This window comes from Acinetobacter lwoffii (assembly GCF_024129595.1).
Classification (GTDB): Bacteria; Pseudomonadota; Gammaproteobacteria; order Pseudomonadales; family Moraxellaceae; genus Acinetobacter; species Acinetobacter lwoffii_O.
Genome location: NZ_JAMXXS010000003.1, coordinates 1 through 20,150, shown reverse-complemented (window position 1 = coordinate 20,150; position 20,150 = coordinate 1). Strand labels below are relative to the sequence as shown.

The following is a 20,150-nucleotide window of genomic DNA, read 5'->3' as shown; positions in this document are numbered from 1 at the left end:
AGTGAATAAAAATGTCAGAAAAGCTAATCGATTTTTAAGGCTAATGAATGAAATCATCGAATTTCATCATTAGGTGTTTACATTACAGGAAGATTAAAAACTTGTTATATCAATGGAATTTAATGAGTTAAAAGGTGATTTGTCCAGTATATTTTTGTATGAATTGTGCTCGGATTCAGGTGGCAAAATAACTCATTTTAAAATGTCATTAAAACCAATCCATGGTTTTTCAGCTTATAAAAAGTAGTAGGAGGGAAGTAAAGGGTTGCAGTTGCAACCCGAGCTGAACTCATTAGAGAGATAGGGGTTTTAAAGAAACTCTTTTAAATCCGGTTTGATACCATTCCAGATGTAAAAAGATTCAATTGCTTGACCGACCAGCATGCCAAAACCTTCAGATGTCGGTACACCGCGTGCCTTGGCTTGATCCAGAAAGGAAGAAGGTTTGCCATAGGCCATTTCATAGGCCCGTTTAAACTGTAGCGTTTCCGGTAAAACCAGGGCATCACCGCTGAGACTGGCAGAAGTGGCATTAATCATCAAATCAAATTCACCGGCTAAAGTGTCTAGTGAAATCGCCTGTAATTCGACTTGCGGTACGGCATTCTGAAGATCAGCGACCAGTTGTTCCGCCCGTGCCAAGGTACGATTGGCGATCACGATTTTTTTCGCACCTGCCTGGGCTAGGGGATAGATTACACCACGCGTGGCACCGCCTGCACCAATAATTAAAATATCTGTATTTTCCAGTGGCCAATCTAGTGCTCGAATTGCTTCAACCAGTCCCTGACCATCGGTATTGTCGCCATGCAGCACACCATTTTCCATCCATAGCGTATTCACGGCTTTGGCAATTTTGGCCCGTTCACTCAGCACCTGACAGTGGGCAAAAGCCTGTTCTTTAAAGGGTACGGTGACATTCATACCACTACCGCCATTGCTAAAGAATTCCTGAATGTTGGCTACGAAGCCATCCAGTGGCGCCAGACGCTTGGTGTAACTCAGGTCGACACCAGTTTTAGCAGCAAAGGCGTGATGCAATTCTGGAGAACGTGATTGTTCAATCGGGTTACCAATCACGGAAAATTGTTTGCTCATTTCACAATGTCCATGTGCGGAAATGGCCATCAATATACGTGAAAAAGCGCAGAGACTAAAGCCTGCGCGATTTTAAATTGCTGTTAAGTGATCCGGGTTTTAGGAACTGCAAATATCCATAATATGTTCCGCAAACATCAGCGCCATACTGAGAACAACCCCAAACCCAGTCAGGATACTCACCAGAATAGCGGCGCCATCCAGAATCAGGTTGTGACTCAAAATTGCGGTACTCATCGCGCTGATGGCGAGAGCCAGAAAAAGCCAAAAGGCCAACACAGGTAGATTTAATTGAAGATTATGCATTGTTATTCTCACTAGACATCAAATGGAATATGATCGATGTAGCGATAGGGTGCCGCGATCAAATCAGTTATTTCTATGCAGCAGTATAGAGGATATATCTATTAAAACAGCCCTCTATTTGAGGGCTGTTTGTATCATTTCATTGCATTGAATTTTAATTCTGTTAACCAGTCATGTGGTTTCAGGTAGTAATCTGTTAAACGTTTTTCCGGTGCGCCTTCATCCCATTCAGGACAATAAGACCATCCGGTAAGCGGGGGCAGGCTGACCAGAATCGATTCAATCCGGCCGCCAGTCTGCAAGCCAAACAGGGTGCCGCGGTCATAAACCAGATTGTATTCCACATAACGGCCGCGACGGTATAACTGAAACTCGCGTTGTGCTTCGGTATAAGGCTTATCCTGATTGCGTTGGAAAATCGGCAGAATGGCTTCTAAGTAACCATTGCCTACAGCCTGCATATACTGGAAACAGGTTTCAAAATCCCATTGATTCAGGTCGTCAAAAAACAAGCCGCCAACGCCACGCTGTTCATCACGATGTTTCAGATAAAAATAATCATCACACCATTGTTTATGTTCAGGATAAACCTCTTCGCCGAATGGCGCACATAGATCATGCGCCGTTTGATGCCAAGACAGTACATCTTCATCATTCGGATAAAACGGGGTCAGGTCAAAACCGCCACCAAACCACCAAATCGGATCTTGGCCTTCTTTTTCAGCCACAAATAAACGCACGTTGGCATGCGAAGTCGGTATATTCGGGTTTTTTGGATGGATGACCAGTGATACCCCCATCGCTTGCGCTTTGGCACCGGCAATATTGGGATGGCGTTCGGTCGCAGAAGCAGGTAGCTTGGAAATGTTGATGTGGGAGAACATTACCCCACCTTTTTCAATCACCGTACCATTTTGCAAAACACGTGAACGGCCACCACCACCTTCTGGACGCTCCCAGTCATCGATGATAAATTCGGCCGTACCGCCGCCAGCACGTTCCTGCTGTTCTAATGCTGCACAAATCCGTGCCTGCAAGTCGAGGAGAAATTCACGAACGTGTTGAATATCCGTAGATGTAGGATGCTGCATCAGAGCCCTCGTAGGGAAATAAAAAACTAACGACATCAAAGCATAAAATCAGTCAAAGATTAAGGTCTAATTTGGTGATGCAATTCATCAGCCCAGACATTACATTCCACTATTCATAAGCAGAATGCATCATTAAATCCGACTAAATGGCTAGGTTGAATTCTTTTTTCAAGCTCAGCACAATAACTCACAAGCGCTCATTGGCTTGAGCATTTCTCGACGGTAATAGGTGGGTCTCATGTCGGTACAGGTCAATTCCCTGATTCAAAAATACAATGTTCCCGGGCCACGCTATACCAGTTATCCCACTGTTCCGTATTGGGAAGAGCAGAATTTCTCGCTGGAACAATGGAAGCAAACGCTAAAAAAGTCTTTTGATGAATCCAATCAAAGCGAAGGCATTAGCTTGTATATCCACCTGCCATTTTGCGAAAGCCTGTGTACCTTCTGCGGGTGTCATAAGCGCGTGACCAAACGCCATGAAGTCGAACAACCTTATATTCAGGCACTGCTGAAAGAATGGGGTCTATATTGCGAGTTATTACAAGAAAAGCCCATCATTAAAGAGATTCATTTTGGTGGAGGAACGCCGACCTTTTTTTCAATGGCACATCTGGCTCAACTAATTCAAGGCATTCTGGCCAAAGCAGACGTAGCGCCTGAGTATGAATTCAGTTTCGAAGGTCATCCCAATAATACTACGCGTGAACATTTGCAGGGATTGTATGACCTGGGTTTTCGTCGGGTCAGTTATGGTGTGCAGGATTATAACGAAACCGTGCAAAAGGCGATTCACCGGATTCAGCCTTATGAAAATGTTAAACAGGTGACCGAATGGGCGCGAGAAATTGGCTATGAATCGATTTCCCATGATCTGGTCTTTGGTCTGCCATTTCAGAGTCTGGATGATGTTTTAAATACTATTGAACAAACCAATTCGCTCTTGCCGGACCGTCTGGCTTTATATAGCTATGCACATGTGCCCTGGATTAAAGGTAATGGTCAGCGCGGTTTTAAAGATGCCGATGTGCCCAAAGATGCGATCAAACGGGAATGCTATGAAGCGGGTAAAAAGAAACTTCTGGCACATGGCTATCATGAAATCGGTATGGATCATTTTGCCTTAGAGAAAGATGCGATGTACCAGTCCTTTCAAGCGGGAACATTGCACCGCAACTTTATGGGATACACAGCCTCTAAAACCCAGGTGATGATTGGGCTAGGCATTTCTTCAATCAGTGATAGCTGGTACAGCTTTGCGCAGAATGTGAAAACCATTGAAGAATATTATGAATGCCTGGCGCGCAATGAAATTCCGGTATTTAAAGGACATGTCTTAAATCAGGAAGATTTGATCATCCGGCAACATATTCTAAATTTGATGTGCAGCTTTAGCACCTCATGGGAAAATTCCGAGATGCTTTTCCCTGAAATTGATGAGGTTTTGGAACAGATTGACGAAATGGCACAGGATGGTTTGATTCAATTTTCAGACTCGTCAGTCACGATTCTGGAGAAAGGGAAACCATTTGTACGCAATATTTGTATGGCTTTTGATTTACGTTTAAAGCGACGCATACCGGAGAACCGGATTTTCTCGATGACGATTTAATCTTCCCCTAACCCCATTTTTAAGAAAGATAGGGAAAACCTCCCCGAGCAAGACTTAAGCATTGCTTTAAGTCGAAGCGCAAGAAAGGGAGGTTTGGAGTGGTTAAGTTAAAATAAGGTAGGACAGGGTTTTAAAAATATTAAAAATCATCCTTTTTATAAAGATGTGCCATGCGTTCGTGCTTGGTCTTGAGATATTGTTCATTAAAAGGGTTTAAACCCACAGTCAAAGGCACACGATCGATCACGTTAATTCCCTGGGCTTTTAAAGCCTCAATTTTAGAAGGGTTATTGGTCACCAGGCGTACTGCTTTCACCTGTAAATGATCCAGCATGATGCTGCACATATCATACTGGCGTGCATCTGCGGGCAGGTTCAGCATTAAATTGGCATCTACGGTGTCATGTCCCTGATCTTGCAGAGCATAAGCGCGAATTTTATTGGTCAGGCCAATGCCACGACCTTCCTGACGCAAATACAGAATGACTCCGCGGCCCAATTCATTGATCAGTTTTAAAGTCGCTTGCAATTGCGGGCCACAGTCGCATTTGAGCGAAGCAAAGGCATCACCGGTTAAACATTCAGAATGCACACGCACCACTACAGGCTCATCTGATATTTCTTCAAGTCCTTTGGAAAGTGCGACATGTTCTTCGCCAGTCTCAGGGTCTTGAAATACAGTAATTTTAAATTCACCGTGAGCGGTAGGTAATCTTGACGTTGCGACAAATTCGATTGGCACAGCTGAACCCGTTAAATCCTGAAATTGGCTAAAGTATAGCGTAATGATTGAACATTGGTAGAATTGCAAAGTCGAAATTCTGCAATAGATTTTCTTTTTTGTAGAAAGCGAACGATAATAGTTGATAAATAGTAAGATTATTCAGGATAATCGTAGGCTGCAATTTTTTCACCCCGACGAGATCATTGTTTAATATTGCATCGCTAGAAGCGTAGCTGAATTGAAGCTGCTACAATTCAGCTATATGATCGGGTACTCCCCATTGACCTAGCTTTAGATTTGCCAGGCTTTAGAAGGCTTTGCCATAATATGCTGTATACAGAAATCCCAACTCAACGCCCTGTAACACCGTTGCTTGATGCGATCAATCATCCTGAGCAACTGCGTGCACTCGAGCAAAGCCAGCTAGAACAAGTGGCGGATGAGTTACGTCAATTCATTTTGTATGCTGCCGGGCAAAGTGGCGGACATTTTGGTGCCAATCTCGGTGTGATTGAACTCACCGTGGCTTTACATTATTGCTTTAATACACCGCATGACCGCCTGATCTGGGATGTAGGTCATCAGGCCTATCCGCATAAAGTGTTGACTGGTCGTCGTGAACAGCTCACCACGATTCGTGCCAAAGATGGTCTGGCTGCGTTTCCGGCTCGTGAAGAATCTGAATTTGATACCTTTGGGGTAGGGCATTCTTCGACGGCGATTTCTGCTGGCCTAGGTATGGCGCTGGCACGTCGTTATCAGAACAAGCCGTGTGAAGTGGTATCGATTATTGGCGATGGCGCCATGACGGCAGGTATGGCTTTTGAAGCTTTGAATGATGCCGTGGCACACAGTGCTGATCTGATGGTGGTGCTGAACGACAATGATATGTCGATTTCTTGCAGTACCGGTGGTTTTGCCAAACATCTGGCTGCCATTTGGGAGCGCGGTGAGTTCGTTAATGTTACCGAGCAGGGTGAGGCATATGTACAGCCACATCCGGAATGGTTGTATAACTCGCGTTTGCACAGTGCAGCGACCGATGCTGCAGATAACTTATTCCAAGCCATTGGCTTTGACTATTTTGGCCCATACGATGGTCATGATGTCAAACAACTGGTGCACGTCTTTAATGCGCTGAAAAAGCGTAAAGGCCCACGCCTGATTCATATCTATACCAAAAAAGGCAAAGGCTTTGCTCCGGCAGAATCGGATCAAATCAAGTATCACGCGATTAGCAAACTCAATGCCGTTGCTGCCAGCAATACTGCGCCGAAATATTCGGATGTATTTGGGCAATGGCTTTGCGATGAAGCGGCACAAGACACACGTTTGCTCGCGATTACTCCCGCCATGTGCGAAGGCTCAGGTATGGTGAAGTTTGCCAAAGAATATCCGGAACGTTTCTTTGATGTAGCAATTGCCGAACAGCATGCAGTTACCTTGGCTGCCGGTATGGCTTGTGAAGGCTTGAAGCCGGTGGTTGCAATTTACTCGACTTTCCTGCAACGCGGTTATGATCAACTGGTACATGACGTGGCTTTGCAGAATCTGGATGTTACTTTCGGTATTGATCGTGCTGGTCTGGTCGGTGAAGATGGCCCGACCCATGCCGGTGCTTATGACTATGCCTATATGCGTACTATCCCGAATATCGTGATCATGGCGCCGAAAGACGAAAATGAATGTCGTCAAATGTTGCATACTGCGTATTTATATCCAGGACCGGCAGCGGTACGTTATCCGCGTGGCAATGGACTGGGCGTCGAGATTCAGCAAAAGATGGTTGAGATTCCGATCGGTCAGGCGGAAATCGTAGCCAGTTTTAATGGGCAGTATGATGAATATATTTCTGTACTGGCATTTGGTAGCCGGGTACAGGCTGCAGTCGACGCTGCTGAAGCATTTGCCGTGAAACATGAGATTGGCGTGCGTGTGGTTAACATGCGTTTTGTCAAACCACTGGATACTCAAATGCTCGATGATCTCGCTTTAAGCACCAGTCTGTTTGTCACGGTGGAAGAACATGCAGTGATGGGCGGTGCAGGTAGTGCCGTGAATGAATATCTGGCAGAAGCACAGATTGTCAAACCGATGTTGAATCTGGGTCTGGATGATACGTTTATGGCGCAAGCGACCCATGCACAGATGTTGCAGCAAGCGGGTCTGGATGCGCAAGGCATTGAAAAATCGATCAATCAGGCTTGGTCCAGCCTGGGGCAAAGCGTCTTGTCATAATATCTTAAAAATTTTAGACACATTTTTCCCAAAAAAGCCCTGATATTTGCTAAGATATCGGGGCTTTTATGCATTATTCTTTATCAGTGTCTTCAAATTTGTAGTGGGTGTTCAATGGAACCTATGGTGGTGATGGCTGCGCGTGCGGCTCAGTTAGTTGGTCAAGAGCTTTTAAAAGCGCATCAGAATCGTCATAAACTCGATCTACAAGTCGAAGAAAAAGGAATTGATGGTCCGGTAACGCGTGTAGATCGTTATTTGGAACAGTTGACCATCGATACCCTACGTAAAAGCTATAAAAATCACAGTTTCCTTGGTGAAGAGTTTGGCTATCAGGAAGGTAAAGGTCATGACGCCGATTGGTGTTGGGTGATCGATCCGCTAGATGGTACTTTAAACTTCATTAACGGTTTCCCGCATTTCTGTATCTCTATCGCAGTTCAGCACAAAGGCATTACTCAACACGGGGTGATTTATGACCCGGTGAAAGATGAGCTATTCTCTGCGAGTCGTGGTCGTGGTGCCATGATGAACCAGCGCCGTATTCGTGTGAATGTTAAAGACAGCCTGGAAAATACCTTTATGGCTGTTGGTCACGCTTATCGTGCCAAGCGTAATGGCGAAGTTGTGTCTTATGCAAAGAATCATTTTCAAACCCTATTAAACGTAACTGAAGCTGGCGCGCAATATCGTCGTTCAGGTTCTGCAGCATTGGATTTAGCCTATGTTGCTGCAGGTCGTTTCGATGGTTATTTCGAACTTGGTTTAAAGCCTTGGGATATCGCAGCTGGTGAATTGATCGTGAAAGAAGCAGGCGGTACTGTAGTTGATGCACGTGGTGGTAGCGACTCTATGGAAAATGGTCAAGTTTTGGCTTGTTCAATGAAAATGCTTAAGCCTTTAATGCAAGCAGTTGTTCCTGCTTGGGGCGAAGCAGCAAAATAATCGGGTTTAGATGAATCAGATCTAATATTGAGAAAAGGCGTCCTTCGGGATGCCTTTTTTATGCACGGAAATTTAAGTCGCGAGAGACTGGTATAGGGGTATTGATGTTTGCTTGAATACTGGAAATATCAGGTGAATTGGCGAAAAGTGACTTTTTATACCATCTGTTACATTTTTTATTATATTTTAAGTATTAGAAATATATAGATAAATTGTGAATAAGGAAAATTAGTTTTAAAACTTAATGACATTGTGAAATATTCTGCTATAATTCTGCCACGCACTTAATTTCTGTTCTTTACCTGAACACTATCTTCTAATCATTGTATGCGCGTGCTGTCCATAGAGAGGACATATCCTTCGCGCCCCAATCGCTTAAGCGATTCCTTCAGGTTTGCGGCCGTAATCATGCGTGCGTTATATCCACATCGTCGTTACTCGGATCGCTGCTGAATCCTAATATTTTCAGCATTATTTGCTGTGCCGCTTTTTGCCGATGTCCATAATTGTTATTTATTAAATGGAGCACCCATTTCAGGGTGAATACTCTCTATGAGCAAAACTTTTGCTGATTTTTCCCTCGATGAATCTCTAACCCAGGCTCTCGACGCTTTAGGCTTTACTACTCCTACTCCTGTACAAGAACAAGCGATTCCAGCTGCGCTTGAAGGCAAAGACCTTCTTGTGTCAAGCCAAACAGGTTCTGGTAAAACTGCTGCATTCTTACTGCCTACGTTAAATGCGTTGGCAAACCAAGATACATTAGTACCGTTTAAAGACCGTATGAAAGCGGTTACTCAACCGAATATTTTGGTGATTTCACCAACTCGTGAATTGGCACAACAGGTATGTCAAGACGCGATTGCATTTGTACGTCACATGAAAGGCGTGCGTATTGCGGCAATCATGGGCGGTATGCCTTTCGGTAAGCAAATTCAACAGTTAAAAGGCGCGCAAGTTGTTGTTGCAACTCCAGGTCGTCTACTTGACTTGGTGAATCGTCGTCAAATCAAATTGGATAAAGTTGACGCGTTAATCGTTGATGAAGCTGACCGTATGCTTGACCTGGGTTTCTCTGAAGACTTAGAAGCAATTGGTGAGTTGGCTGCAAACCGCAAACAAACTCTTATGTTCTCTGCGACTTTTGCACCACGTATCATTACACTTGCAGAACGCATGATGAATGATCCAATGCGTATTTCGATCGAAACTGGTCACTCTACAAATACTGATATTACTCAGACTTTGCATTGGACTGACGGTTTCGAGCACAAGAAAAAACTTCTTACTCACTGGTTGAACGAAGAAGACGTTGATCAAGCAGTTGTATTTGCGTCAACTCAAGAAGACACAGATATGTTGGCTGAAGAACTTGCTGAAGCAGGTCTATCAGTTGTAGCACTTCACGGTGCTATGCCACAAACTGTTCGTAACCGTCGTTTACGTAGCATCCGTGAAGGTCGTGCGAAGATTTTGGTTGCAACTGACGTTGCAGCGCGTGGTCTTGACGTACCAACAATTTCACACGTCATCAACTTCGGTCTTCCAATGAAGAATGAAGACTATGTACACCGTATCGGTCGTACAGGTCGTGCGGGTCGTACTGGTAAAGCCATTACTTTGGCGACTTACCGTGAACGCGGTAAAATCCGTGCTTTAGAAGACTTCCTTGATGCGCGTCTAAACGTATCTGAAATTGAAGGTCTTGAGCCATCTCCACCTCCTGCACGTGGTAGCCGTGATGGCGCTGGTCGCGGTCGTGGCCGTGATGGCGGTCGTCGTGATGGCAGTCGTGGTGGTTTCGGTGGTGGTCGTCGTTTTGAAGGCGAAAGCAACTTCAAACGTCGTGAAGGCGGTGATGATCGTCCACGTCGTAGCTTCGATGACAAACCTCGTGGCGAACGTCCAGCATTTGGCGAAGATCGTCCACGTCGTGACTTCGGTGATCGTCCAGCTCCACGTCGTGAAGGCGGTTTCGGTGATCGTCCACAACGTTCGTTTGATGACCGTCCAAAGCGTGACTTTGGTGATCGTCCAGCTCCACGTCGTGAAGGCGGTTTTGGTGATCGTCCACAACGTTCGTTTGATGACCGTCCAAAGCGTGACTTCGGTGATCGTCCAGCTCCACGTCGTGAAGGTGGTTTTGGTGACCGTCCTCGCTCTAATGATGACAACCGTGGCAACCGTGTAGATTACAAACCAGCTCGTGAAGGTGGTTATGGTGATCGTCCAAAACGTGATTTTGGTGATCGTCCAGCTCCACGTCGTGAAGGCGGTTTTGGTGATCGTCCACAACGTTCGTTTGATGATCGTCCAAAGCGTGACTTCGGTGATCGTCCAGTACGTCGCAACTTTGATGACAAGCCACGTGGTGAACGTTCGTTCGGTGGTGAAGATCGTCCACGTCGTAAATTTAACGACTAATTCAGTCGCTAGATGAAGATAAAAAACCGGTAGAAATACCGGTTTTTTTATGCATTGAGTTTTTTGCTTTTTAACGTAAAATGTCTACTAAATCATATTTTGTCCGGGTTATGATAATTATTAATATGAAAAGCTTAGCTCTTCGATCTCAATTGATAGAGGTGTATATGCCATATATCGCATTGACTTTGATTTTATGTAATATTATCTATTATTTATACAGTCTTTTTAATTAATCAATGTACCTGCTTCAAGCTTAAGTACATATTTTTATTATAAAAAATACGAAATAATCCATTGTTGTCATTTTTTATGATATTAAACCACCTTTTTCAACTGCTAACATTTTGAACTTCGTTCCTTTATAGTATGCATGCTGAAAAAATGCAGGAATAAACTCAGCTATGAAAAATCAAACAGCGCGAGATACTCAATCTCTGATTGAAGTCAAGAATCTGAGCTTCAAGCGGGGTGAGCGCGTGATTTATGACGACGTGAGTTTAAATATTCGTCGTGGGCAGATTACCGCCATTATGGGACCATCGGGAACCGGTAAAACCACCTTATTAAGACTGATTGGTGGGCAGCTGGTTCCTGAGCACGGTCAGGTTTTATTGGACGGCAAGGATATTGCCACGATGTCACGTTCCGAACTTTTTTCAGCACGTGCACGGATGGGTATGTTGTTTCAGAGCGGTGCTTTGTTTACTGATATGAGCGTGTATGAAAATGTCGCATTTCCGATTCGGGCACATACCAAATTGCCGGAACATCTGATTAAGGAAATCGTGGCACTGAAACTGGAATCAGTCGGTTTACGTGGTGCAGAACAGATGATGCCGTCCGAACTGTCTGGCGGTATGAACCGACGCGTGGCTTTGGCCCGTGCGATTGCGTTGGATCCTGAGCTGATCATGTACGATGAACCGTTTGCCGGACAGGATCCGATTGTGATGGGCGTTTTGACTCGTCTGATCCGTTCATTACGTGAAGCACTGGACTTGACCACGATTATTGTCTCACATGATGTTGCAGAAACTTTATCGATTGCAGACTACATCTATGTGGTGGCAGAAGGCAAAATTCAGGGCGAGGGCACACCGGCAGAACTAAAAGCACATCCATCTGCTTTTGTAAAGCAATTCCTGACCGGTTCGGTAGAAGGTCCGGTGGATTATCAGTTTAGTCATCAAGCTTATTTAAGTGATGAGGTTCGTTCATGAATGCAATTGCCGCATTAGGTAGACGCGTTATTGAACGTGTACAGGGGATTGGGGTCGCGACCCTGATGCTGTTGCAGATTTTATTTTCCATGCCGACCTGGCTTGGAGTAAAGCTGTTTGTTTATCAGATGTATCGGGTTGGGGTATTGTCCCTGCTGATTATTGTGGTTTCTGGCCTGTTTATTGGAGCCGTGCTTGGTTTGCAGATGTTCAGCATCTTGTCGACCTTTGGTAGTGAGTCGATGCTAGGAACAGCAGTCGCGCTGACCTTGCTGCGTGAACTGGCACCTGTGGTCGCTGCTTTGCTGTTTGCGGGACGTGCCGGTTCAGCCTTGACTGCTGAAATTGGTCTGATGAAAGCCACTGAGCAATTGTCCAGTATGGAAATGATCGGTGTCGATCCATTGAAGCGGGTAATTTCGCCGCGTCTTTGGGCAGGGATTTTTAGCTTGCCAATGCTTTCCGTCATCTTTGCCGCAGTCGGCATTATGGGCGGCAAAATGGTCGGGGTGGATTTTCTGGGTGCCGATGAAGGCGCTTATTGGAGCGGCATGGAAAGCAGCGTGCAATTCTATAAAGATGTCTTAAATGGCACCATTATTAAAAGTTTTGTATTCGCATTAATTTGTACCTGGATTGCGGTATACCAAGGCTATGCCTGTGTCCCGACATCGGAAGGTATTGCAACTTCTACAACGCGTACAGTCGTGTATTCTTCACTGTGCGTTTTAGGCTTTGACTTTGTGTTGACTGCGGTCATGTTCGGAGGTGTTTAATGAAATCACGTACTAGTGAGCTGGCCGTTGGTGTTTTTGTTATTTTGTTCGGGATTGCCCTGTTCTTTTTGGCGATGCGTGTCAGTGGACTGGTGGGAAGCAATATTTCCGACAGCTATAAAATGACGGCAACGTTTGAAAATGTAAATGGCATCAAGCCACGTGCCAAAGTCGCTTTAAGTGGCGTGAAAGTAGGACAGGTCGATGACATTACCTTAGATCCTGTAACGCGTCTGGCAACCGTGCATATGACCCTGGATGGCTCATTGACCTCTTTTAATACTGAACAATTAAAACAAGTTCAGCAGGAAGCACTGGAAGAGTTACGTTATAGTTCGGACTATACTGCGGCTGCACCTGCGCAACAAAAAGACATGGAAAAACAACTGTTAGATAACATGAACTCCATCACCAATATTGATGAAGATGCTTATATTATGGTAGCGACCAATGGGTTGTTGGGTGAAAAATACCTGAAAATTATTCCAGGTGGTGGTCTGAACTATTTGAAACGCGGTGATCAGATTGCCAATACCCAAGGCACCATGGAAATTGAAGATTTAGTGACGAAATTCATTACTGGCGGTGCCGGTAAATCGTCGGATAGTCAAGAAACTGCCCCAGAACAGGCGACAGTTTCAGAATCGACTGATGCAGAACCTGTATTTGTTGAATAATAGATTGAGGAGATTTCAGTGAAGACTTTAGTAAAACAAACGCTTGCAGCAAGCATTCTTTCAACAATGATTGCTGGTACAGTGTTTGCTGCACCGTCTGAAGCACCACCTGTTTTTATTAAAAAAGTAGCAGATGGTTTGATTGAGCGCCTCAAAGCTGATAACGCAAAATTGCAGAACAATCCAGCGCTGGTAAAAGCGATTGTCCGCCAGAATCTGGATCCATACATTGATTCACAGTCTTTCACGCGTATTGTGATGGGGACTTATGCGACGAACCAGTATAGTACTGCTGCACAGCGCGCGCAGTTTGAAAAGAATTTCCGTGAAACGCTCATTGAAAATTATGGTTCTGCATTTTCCAAGTTCAGCAATCAGACCTATAGCGTGCGTCCGTACAAGGCCAGCAATAGCAAAAATCCTGTTGTAACCATCGACTTTAATAATAAAGGCGAGAAAATTCCAGTGGCGTTCCAGCTGGTGGACAAAGGTTCACAATGGAAAATCCGCAACATCAACGTATCGGGTATCGATCTAGGTTTGCAATTCCGTAACCAGTTTGCTGCGACAGTCAAACGTAATGGCGGTAATATAGATAAAGCCATTGCTAACTTCAAACCGGATGCAGAAGCTGCAATCGACAAGAACAAGAAATAATCAGATAGGTGAGCCGTGATTGTATTCAAGGATCAGGAATTGCAGGTTTCAGGCAAGATTGACTATGCCAATGCGCAGGACTATTACCTAAATGGTCTGCGTGTGGTTCAGTCACAGAGCAAGTTTCCGCTTGTGGTTAATCTAGCTGGGCTTGAAAGTGGTAGTACTTTGGCTTTGGCAGTATTGGTGCGCTGGTTGCGCCAGACGCCTCAAGCGCAAGGACTACAGTTTAAAGCTGTCCCTGCTAAAATGATGAATATCATTCAGGCCTGTCATTTACAGGATGATTTACAGATCATTCAGTAAATAAAAAAAGCACCGAAAGGTGCTTTTTTTTATTGTTGACACATTTTAAAAGTAAAGTCCTTCCTTTATCAAAAGGACGTTAGGAAGGATTAAAATATGACCTCACCCTAACCCTCTCCTAAAAGGAGAGGGAACTTCCTCTCTAAATTTATGGATAGAAATGATATTTTTAAAAACTACTATCTCAATAAATATTGGAAGTCCTCTCTCCCTATGGGAGAGAGTTAGAGAGAGGGTGAAGAAATTAAATCCACTTCTTCCATCTAAAGTAAATCAATGGCCCGATCAAAAAGCCGATCAAAATAATACTGACCATAATGAAGCTCATGGAGCCTTGTGCAAAAGGCAGAACTTCGGTATTCATGCCATAAATACTGGCAATGAGCATCGGCGGTGCAAGCATACTTGGCAGGATCGAGAATCGACGAATCGTATCGTTCTGTTCCGTGTTAATGAATCCGGACGTGGTATCGAGCAGGAAGCGCACTTTCTGGAACAGGAAGGCATCATGCTCCACCAGCGAGCGGACATCTTCACTGAGTTCTCGGATATCCGCATCATAAATATGACTGCCCAAGGCGCGTGGACGAGACAGGAAAGTCAGAACACGACGTAAATCGATCAGACAGAGCTGCGCTTTACCAAGCATATCTTCCAGTTGAGCTAGCCGGGTAATCATGTCATCCAGATCGAGAATCTGCTCGCGATGGCGGTTATTCAACACTTCAGTTGAATATTTCTCTAAATCTTTATGTACATCTTCCAGAATGTCGGCCAGCTCATCCAGTTTGGCTTCGAGCAGGCCCAATAAAATCCAGGTCGGATCTTTATAATCGATTTCATAATCATTGCGGCGCGCACGGGCACGGAAGGCACGAAAGGCCACCAGCTTTTCGCCACGCAAGGTAAAAAGACGGTCCTTATGCAGAATGAATGCTACGGTTTGTACCGTCGCCAGCATGCTGGATTCATCTTCGTTTTCATTCTCGACCTGATAGTTTTTATTTTTGGTTAAAAAATAGGTGCTGATATGCAAAATACCGTCATCATCACGGTAAAATCGGGCACTAGAAGAAATATCTTCCAGCGATTTTAAGGTCGGTAAGTTTTGTGCATAGGCATCCAGAATCCATTGCTGCTCTTCTTGTGAAGGTGCAATCAGATCAAGCCATACTAAATCTGGATGCAGGTCGAAATCACCGTTAATCGTGATATCTTCTAAGCTACCGCGCTCTGTGGCGTAAAAGGCTTCAAGCATGCTGTCTTTTCTCCCTGGCGCAGTATGTGAATTGGAATGGGTGTATTTTAGACAAGGAATTGAATAAAAACACTGATATTAAGCAGTTATTTTTGGAAAAAGCGCGCTTGCAGCGATTTCGTACAATATAGCGTCAATTGGAGAGTGAAATGATGAATTCTATTGCAATTTTTTGTGGTTCAGCACTGGGCTCGGATCCTCTCTATGCCCAGATTGCCGAAAAGGTTGGCCAAACCTTGGCAGCAAGGCATCAGACGCTGGTCTATGGCGGTGGTCGTTCTGGCTTGATGGGGATTATCGCTGATAGTGCTTTGGCTGCTGGTGGCAAGGTGATTGGTGTAATTCCAAGACAGTTGGTCAATCGTGAACTGGCGCATCTGCATATTACCGAGCTATTTGTGGTCGATAATATGCATGAACGTAAAACCCGCATGTCGGAACTGGCACAGGGATTTATTGCCATTCCGGGTGGTGCAGGAACGCTGGAAGAAATTTTTGAACAATGGACCTGGGCACAGTTGGGAATTCATAAAAAGCCTTGTGCTTTTTTAAATGTCGATGGTTTTTATGATGATTTACTCAAATTTATCCATATGACGACTGAGAAAGGTTTTACCAAAGCGCGCTTTAGCGATGCTTTGATTGTTAGTGATAATCTGGATGATATTTTACGCCAATTTGAAAGTTATCAGCCGCCTGAAGCGAAATGGGGTATGGTCGATCAGACCGATCTTGTAAAATAAACTGTCCACAGCATGATTTGTAGAAAATAAATGAACGTGATTACGGTGGCTGCAGCCATTATTTTAAATGAAGCGCAGCAACTGCTGGTGGTTCGCAAAAAAGGGACGTCCTGCTTTATGCAGGTTGGTGGCAAGCTGGAGCCAAATGAGGCGCCAGAAGTAACGATGTTGCGTGAAATTCAGGAAGAAATTGGCACACAGGCGCAGATTCAGCAATTCATTGGGCGTTTTGAAACCCAGACTGCGAATGAACCAGATCATCAACTGGTAAGTTATGTCTATTGGGTAAGTCTGGATCAGGCGCCAAAAATTGAAGCGGAAATTGCCGAAATGAAATGGGTCAATCTGGATGAAAAAGAGCTACGACTCGCACCCTTGACTACGGAAATTGTGATTCCATGGGTGAAGTCACAGTTACTTGCCCAAGCTTAAATTTTCAGATTTGCGCGCCTGCCAGACAGGCTGCATAAATTTTTTGGCAGCCCAATCGTTCAAGTGTTTGGCTGAGTGCCCGAATCGAGCTGCCAGTCGTGACGACATCATCAATAATCAGCACCCGACGATACCGTAGCTTTGAAATGATGTTGATCTGGAATTGCGACTGGATATCTTCAATCCTTTCCAGTCGGCTTAGACCTTTCTGTGAGTGTTGTTTTAGTCGGGTAATCGGTTGCCAGATGGGTACATTCAGTTGTTTCGCCACATGTTTGGCCAGCACCAGAGATTGATTATAACCGCGCTCGGCCAGACGCTCATTCGAGATCGGCATCGGTACTATCGCACTGACTTTAGGTAGGTCTAAACTTAACAGCACACCTGCCAGTAAATTTTGCAAATGCAGCTTCTGTTCATATTTAAACAGTTGAATCAGCCGGTCCATCGGGTAAGCATAGTCGCAGGCAATCTGGAACTGCATTTCCTGCCGTTGAATGGTTTGATGTGCCCAGGGTAATTGTCGCCAGCAATCTTCACAGACTGAATGAATGGACTGATGATCGGTCAGACAGAGCTGGCAGGGCTGTAAGCGGGTCAGCCAGGATTTTCCATGTTCCAGTAATTTAAACATAGGCATAGCGCGGTGCTTCCGGTAGCCAGCGTTGCAATAATGCCTCGGCCTGATCGGGATAATCCTTGAGCATCTGCTGGGCCACATAATGTGCCTGATTGAGCAGGTGATCATCACGTTCCAGTTTGGCCACACGGAAATTCATGTCGCCAGTCTGTTTGGTCCCGAGCAGCTCACCTGGGCCACGCAATTCCAGGTCTTTCTCGGCAATCATGAAACCATCATTGGTTTCGCGCATGATTCTTAAGCGTTCCTGACCATTTTGCGAGAGCGGATGTTTATACAGTAGCGCACAGAAACTGGCTTTGGCGCCACGACCGACCCGGCCACGTAACTGATGCAATTGAGACAGGCCCAGACGCTCGGCATTTTCAATCACCATAATGGAGGCATTTGGTACATCGACGCCGACTTCGATCACGGTGGTGGCAATCAGGAGCTGTAATTCATTATTTTTAAACTGCTGCATTACCGCCTGTTTTTCATCGGCTTTCATCTTGCCATGTACCAGTCCGATATTCAACGCAGGAAAGCGCTCGCGAATTTCGGTAAAAGTCGCTTCGGCAGCTTGAGCATCTAGGGTTTCGGATTGCTCTACCAGGGTGCAGACCCAGTAGGCCTGCTTGCCTTCGGCACAGTTGCTGGCAATCCGTTGCAAGACTTCTTCGCGCCGGTCTAATGGAATGGTCACGGTCTGAATCGGGGTACGGCCCGGCGGCAGCTCGTCAATCACTGAGGTATCCAGATCACCATAGGCAGACATGGCCAGTGTGCGTGGAATCGGAGTCGCAGTCATCACCAGTTGATGCGGAGACATACCATCTAGCCCTTTATTTCTGAGTGCAAGGCGCTGATCCACACCAAAGCGGTGCTGTTCATCAATAATCACCAGACCCAGTTTGGCAAACTCGACATTTTCCTGAAACAGGGCATGCGTTCCGATCACCAGATGGGCGCTGCCATCCCGAATCACCTGTTCCGCTGCGGCGCGAGCTTTACCTTTTTGCTTGCCGGAAAGCCAGGCCACATTTAAGCCCAAAGGCTCAAACCAGCGTTTAAAATTCAGATAATGCTGCTCGGCCAGAATCTCGGTCGGTGCCATCAATGCAACTTGCCAGCCTTCTTCCAGTGCATGGCAAGCTGCGACACCAGCCACCAGGGTTTTACCCGCGCCGACATCGCCTTGCACCAGACGCAACATCGGTTTATTGCTTTTTAAATCCTGCACGATTTCTCTGGATACACGTTTTTGCGCACCGGTCATTTCAAAAGCCAGACTGGCTAAGAGCTGTTTGGCATAGGTTTTACTGGGCGCAAATGAAGGCGCTTCGACTTGCTGAATAAAGGCCCGACGTGTCAATAAACTGATCTGATGCGCTACCAGTTCTTCAAAGATCAGGCGCTGCTGTGCAGGATGTGAGCCTTGTGCTAGTTGCAGCATATTGGCATTGACTGGCGGGTGATGGATATATTCCAGTGCCTGTTTCAGTGCATAACCATTGCTAAATTTTGCTGGCAGTAGTTCAGGCAGATGGTCGCTGTATTGAGCCAAGGCCTGCTGAATATAATCCCGTATTTTGGGTTGGGTCAGGCCTTCAGTCGCAGGGTAAATCGCCGTGAGCTGGGTTTGAGGTAAAGGTGTGTCCTCAGTAATGACTTGCAGTTCGGGATGATACATTTCCAGACCGCGCGCACCGACCCGCACTTCACCAAAAATTCTTAAACGGTTACCCAGTTTGCAGCGGTCAGTAATACCTTTATAGATATGATAAAAACGTAAAGTAACCTTGCCAAAATCATCATCCAGCAGCACAGCCATAGATTTGCGTTTACCGGGTGGAAAATCTACACCTTTAACGATCCCTTCTAGCAGATAACTGCGTCCCACGCTCAATTGATTCATGGGAATGATCGTGCTACGGTCTTCATAGTCACGTGGTAGATGAAAAAGCAAATCATCAGTATTGAAGATATTTAGTTTTTCGAGTAATGAAGCGGCGGCATTGCCAACGCCTTGTAACTGATGGACTGCAGCCATGTCCCCTCAACCAGATTTGTGATTCGGTGCTCAATGCATATTTTATTTACCGGTTATGGTAAAACATCCCGACGTGTGGCTAAACAACTATTTGAGCAAGGTCATCAAATTAGCACAATTAGCCAGAGTCCCAAAACAGATTCATTCGCAACTCATCTGATTCAGGATGTGCATAAACTGGATTTAACAGCAGTTACACCGATTGACTGGGTCTATGTATTACTTAGTCCAAAACAAAGTACGGTTGAAGGCTATCAGCAAACTTATCTGGATTCGGTTCAACCTATTGTCTCTGCCTTGAAACAGCATCCGGTGAAACGGATTGTGGTGGTGTCATCGACACGAGTGTATGGGCAAAATTCCGGTGAAATCGTAGATGACGAAACTGAAATTCACCCGAATGATGCTCAGAGCAAAATCTTGCAGCAGATGGAGCAGGCTTATTTCACTGCTTATCCTGAGCAATCTACCATCATTCGCCCAAGTGGGATTTATGGAGCATCGGTAGAACGCCTACAAAAAATGGCCGCCTCGATGTTGAGATATCCGAATCTGCACTGGTCCAACCGGATTCACATTGAAGATTTATCACGTTTCTTATCACAGATGATTCACGTGGAACATCCTGAAAATTCTTATATTGTGACAAACAACGATCCAAAATTAATGCATGAAATATTGCAATGGTTCCAAAAGCAGATGGGGCTTCCTTTGCTTAAAGTAGAAAGTGAGCAGGTGACAGGTAAGAAGCTTTATGCGACCCGAATGCAAAAAATGGGATTTGAGTTAGAGCATCCAGATTGTTATGAGGATTATTTGGGGTTGATGAGGAAAAATAATCCCTCCTAGCCTCCCTTTTTAAAGGGAGGAATCCCCCCATTGCTGTCCCACAATTTTTCACAAGAGGAAGCTCATTTGAGCTTCCTCTTGTTTTATGGGTATTTTATCGGGTGAAAATAAAGCTTTTA

At 45.2% G+C, this 20,150-nt stretch carries 19 protein-coding genes; 12 read left to right on the top strand and 7 right to left on the bottom strand.

Annotated elements, in window-relative coordinates:
- Positions 1-309 precede the first annotated feature (309 nt).
- The 3 genes from aroE to hemF form a co-directional block, all read right to left on the bottom strand.
- Positions 310-1,098: a shikimate dehydrogenase gene (gene aroE / locus NI466_RS02615; RefSeq protein ID WP_005263792.1), complete on the bottom strand. Its 789-nt coding sequence runs from the start codon at positions 1,096-1,098 to the stop codon at positions 310-312.
- 99 nt (positions 1,099-1,197) lie between these two features.
- A complete protein-coding gene (locus tag NI466_RS02610; protein ID WP_004281539.1) occupies positions 1,198-1,404 on the bottom strand; it encodes a hypothetical protein in 207 nt (68 codons plus the stop codon).
- 134 nt (positions 1,405-1,538) lie between these two features.
- Entirely contained in the window at positions 1,539-2,495 is a 957-nt protein-coding gene (hemF, locus tag NI466_RS02605; RefSeq protein ID WP_253172600.1) for an oxygen-dependent coproporphyrinogen oxidase, read from the bottom strand.
- Positions 2,496-2,733: 238 nt separating this feature from the next.
- Between hemF and hemN the strand changes: the two genes are divergently transcribed.
- The gene (gene hemN / locus NI466_RS02600; protein ID WP_253172597.1) at positions 2,734-4,107 is read left to right on the top strand and encodes an oxygen-independent coproporphyrinogen III oxidase; all 1,374 of its coding nucleotides are present in this window, start codon (positions 2,734-2,736) and stop codon (positions 4,105-4,107) included.
- A gap of 139 nt (positions 4,108-4,246) precedes the next feature.
- On the opposite strand, the gene ribA is transcribed toward hemN, so the two are convergent.
- Positions 4,247-4,849: a GTP cyclohydrolase II gene (gene ribA, locus NI466_RS02595; protein WP_004281536.1), complete on the bottom strand. Its 603-nt coding sequence runs from the start codon at positions 4,847-4,849 to the stop codon at positions 4,247-4,249.
- A gap of 309 nt (positions 4,850-5,158) precedes the next feature.
- Here ribA and dxs point away from each other — a divergent pair, with 309 nt between their 5' ends.
- The 8 genes from dxs to NI466_RS02555 all read left to right on the top strand — a co-directional run bounded on the left by dxs (position 5,159) and on the right by NI466_RS02555 (position 14,077).
- Positions 5,159-7,069 (top strand): 1-deoxy-D-xylulose-5-phosphate synthase, encoded by a 1,911-nt coding sequence (gene dxs, locus NI466_RS02590; protein WP_004281535.1) that lies wholly within the window; start codon positions 5,159-5,161, stop codon positions 7,067-7,069.
- Positions 7,070-7,183: 114 nt separating this feature from the next.
- Positions 7,184-8,014 (top strand): inositol monophosphatase family protein, encoded by an 831-nt coding sequence (locus tag NI466_RS02585; RefSeq protein WP_004281534.1) that lies wholly within the window; start codon positions 7,184-7,186, stop codon positions 8,012-8,014.
- A 552-nt stretch (positions 8,015-8,566) separates the two neighbouring features.
- Positions 8,567-10,438 (top strand): DEAD/DEAH box helicase, encoded by a 1,872-nt coding sequence (locus NI466_RS02580; RefSeq protein WP_253172595.1) that lies wholly within the window; start codon positions 8,567-8,569, stop codon positions 10,436-10,438.
- Positions 10,439-10,842: 404 nt separating this feature from the next.
- A complete protein-coding gene (locus NI466_RS02575) occupies positions 10,843-11,661 on the top strand; it encodes an ABC transporter ATP-binding protein (protein ID WP_253172593.1) in 819 nt (272 codons plus the stop codon).
- Positions 11,658-12,437, top strand: a complete 780-nt coding sequence (gene mlaE, locus NI466_RS02570) for a lipid asymmetry maintenance ABC transporter permease subunit MlaE (RefSeq protein ID WP_005248230.1) — start codon at positions 11,658-11,660, stop codon at positions 12,435-12,437. Before NI466_RS02575 ends, mlaE begins: the two co-directional genes overlap by 4 nt.
- The gene (mlaD, locus tag NI466_RS02565; protein WP_184412729.1) at positions 12,437-13,114 is read left to right on the top strand and encodes an outer membrane lipid asymmetry maintenance protein MlaD; all 678 of its coding nucleotides are present in this window, start codon (positions 12,437-12,439) and stop codon (positions 13,112-13,114) included. Before mlaE ends, mlaD begins: the two co-directional genes overlap by 1 nt.
- 18 nt (positions 13,115-13,132) lie before the next feature.
- A complete protein-coding gene (locus NI466_RS02560) occupies positions 13,133-13,771 on the top strand; it encodes an MlaC/ttg2D family ABC transporter substrate-binding protein (protein WP_174894180.1) in 639 nt (212 codons plus the stop codon).
- A 15-nt stretch (positions 13,772-13,786) separates the two neighbouring features.
- Positions 13,787-14,077 (top strand): STAS domain-containing protein, encoded by a 291-nt coding sequence (locus tag NI466_RS02555; RefSeq protein WP_004281528.1) that lies wholly within the window; start codon positions 13,787-13,789, stop codon positions 14,075-14,077.
- A 244-nt stretch (positions 14,078-14,321) separates the two neighbouring features.
- Here NI466_RS02555 and NI466_RS02550 read toward each other — a convergent pair whose 3' ends face one another.
- Positions 14,322-15,335 (bottom strand): CorA family divalent cation transporter, encoded by a 1,014-nt coding sequence (locus NI466_RS02550; protein WP_004732304.1) that lies wholly within the window; start codon positions 15,333-15,335, stop codon positions 14,322-14,324.
- A gap of 152 nt (positions 15,336-15,487) precedes the next feature.
- Between NI466_RS02550 and NI466_RS02545 the strand changes: the two genes are divergently transcribed.
- Positions 15,488-16,078, top strand: coding sequence for an LOG family protein (locus NI466_RS02545; protein WP_004281526.1), 591 nt, complete (start codon positions 15,488-15,490; stop codon positions 16,076-16,078).
- Positions 16,079-16,108: 30 nt separating this feature from the next.
- Positions 16,109-16,510, top strand: a complete 402-nt coding sequence (locus NI466_RS02540; protein ID WP_253137912.1) for an NUDIX hydrolase — start codon at positions 16,109-16,111, stop codon at positions 16,508-16,510.
- Between the two features lie 4 nt (positions 16,511-16,514).
- Here the strand turns inward: NI466_RS02540 and NI466_RS02535 are convergent, their stop codons facing one another.
- Both NI466_RS02535 and recG read right to left on the bottom strand, forming a co-directional pair.
- On the bottom strand, positions 16,515-17,150 hold the full coding sequence (locus tag NI466_RS02535; protein ID WP_253172591.1) for a ComF family protein: 636 nt from the start codon (positions 17,148-17,150) through the stop codon (positions 16,515-16,517).
- Complete coding sequence (gene recG / locus NI466_RS02530; protein WP_253148827.1) at positions 17,137-19,182, bottom strand: ATP-dependent DNA helicase RecG; 2,046 nt, start codon at positions 19,180-19,182, stop codon at positions 17,137-17,139. The genes NI466_RS02535 and recG overlap by 14 nt, the downstream gene beginning before the upstream one ends.
- Before the next feature lie 33 nt (positions 19,183-19,215).
- Here recG and NI466_RS02525 point away from each other — a divergent pair, with 33 nt between their 5' ends.
- On the top strand, positions 19,216-20,031 hold the full coding sequence (locus tag NI466_RS02525) for an NAD(P)H-binding protein (RefSeq protein WP_253172589.1): 816 nt from the start codon (positions 19,216-19,218) through the stop codon (positions 20,029-20,031).
- Positions 20,032-20,150: the final 119 nt, after the last annotated feature.

What these genes read in the sequence shown, in the direction of transcription:
- dxs (WP_004281535.1), top strand. Translation starts at nt 5,159, where the DNA reads ATGCTGTATACAGAAATCCCAACTCAACGCCCTGTAACACCGTTGCTT.
- NI466_RS02580 (WP_253172595.1), top strand. Translation starts at nt 8,567, where the DNA reads ATGAGCAAAACTTTTGCTGATTTTTCCCTCGATGAATCTCTAACCCAG.
- NI466_RS02575 (WP_253172593.1), top strand. Translation starts at nt 10,843, where the DNA reads ATGAAAAATCAAACAGCGCGAGATACTCAATCTCTGATTGAAGTCAAG.
- recG (WP_253148827.1), bottom strand. Translation starts at nt 19,182, where the DNA reads ATGGCTGCAGTCCATCAGTTACAAGGCGTTGGCAATGCCGCCGCTTCA.
- NI466_RS02545 (WP_004281526.1), top strand. Translation starts at nt 15,488, where the DNA reads ATGAATTCTATTGCAATTTTTTGTGGTTCAGCACTGGGCTCGGATCCT.
- mlaD (WP_184412729.1), top strand. Translation starts at nt 12,437, where the DNA reads ATGAAATCACGTACTAGTGAGCTGGCCGTTGGTGTTTTTGTTATTTTG.
- NI466_RS02550 (WP_004732304.1), bottom strand. Translation starts at nt 15,335, where the DNA reads ATGCTTGAAGCCTTTTACGCCACAGAGCGCGGTAGCTTAGAAGATATC.
- NI466_RS02540 (WP_253137912.1), top strand. Translation starts at nt 16,109, where the DNA reads ATGAACGTGATTACGGTGGCTGCAGCCATTATTTTAAATGAAGCGCAG.
- NI466_RS02525 (WP_253172589.1), top strand. Translation starts at nt 19,216, where the DNA reads ATGCATATTTTATTTACCGGTTATGGTAAAACATCCCGACGTGTGGCT.
- NI466_RS02610 (WP_004281539.1), bottom strand. Translation starts at nt 1,404, where the DNA reads ATGCATAATCTTCAATTAAATCTACCTGTGTTGGCCTTTTGGCTTTTT.
- NI466_RS02535 (WP_253172591.1), bottom strand. Translation starts at nt 17,150, where the DNA reads ATGCCTATGTTTAAATTACTGGAACATGGAAAATCCTGGCTGACCCGC.
- NI466_RS02585 (WP_004281534.1), top strand. Translation starts at nt 7,184, where the DNA reads ATGGAACCTATGGTGGTGATGGCTGCGCGTGCGGCTCAGTTAGTTGGT.
- aroE (WP_005263792.1), bottom strand. Translation starts at nt 1,098, where the DNA reads ATGAGCAAACAATTTTCCGTGATTGGTAACCCGATTGAACAATCACGT.
- hemN (WP_253172597.1), top strand. Translation starts at nt 2,734, where the DNA reads ATGTCGGTACAGGTCAATTCCCTGATTCAAAAATACAATGTTCCCGGG.
- hemF (WP_253172600.1), bottom strand. Translation starts at nt 2,495, where the DNA reads ATGCAGCATCCTACATCTACGGATATTCAACACGTTCGTGAATTTCTC.
- mlaE (WP_005248230.1), top strand. Translation starts at nt 11,658, where the DNA reads ATGAATGCAATTGCCGCATTAGGTAGACGCGTTATTGAACGTGTACAG.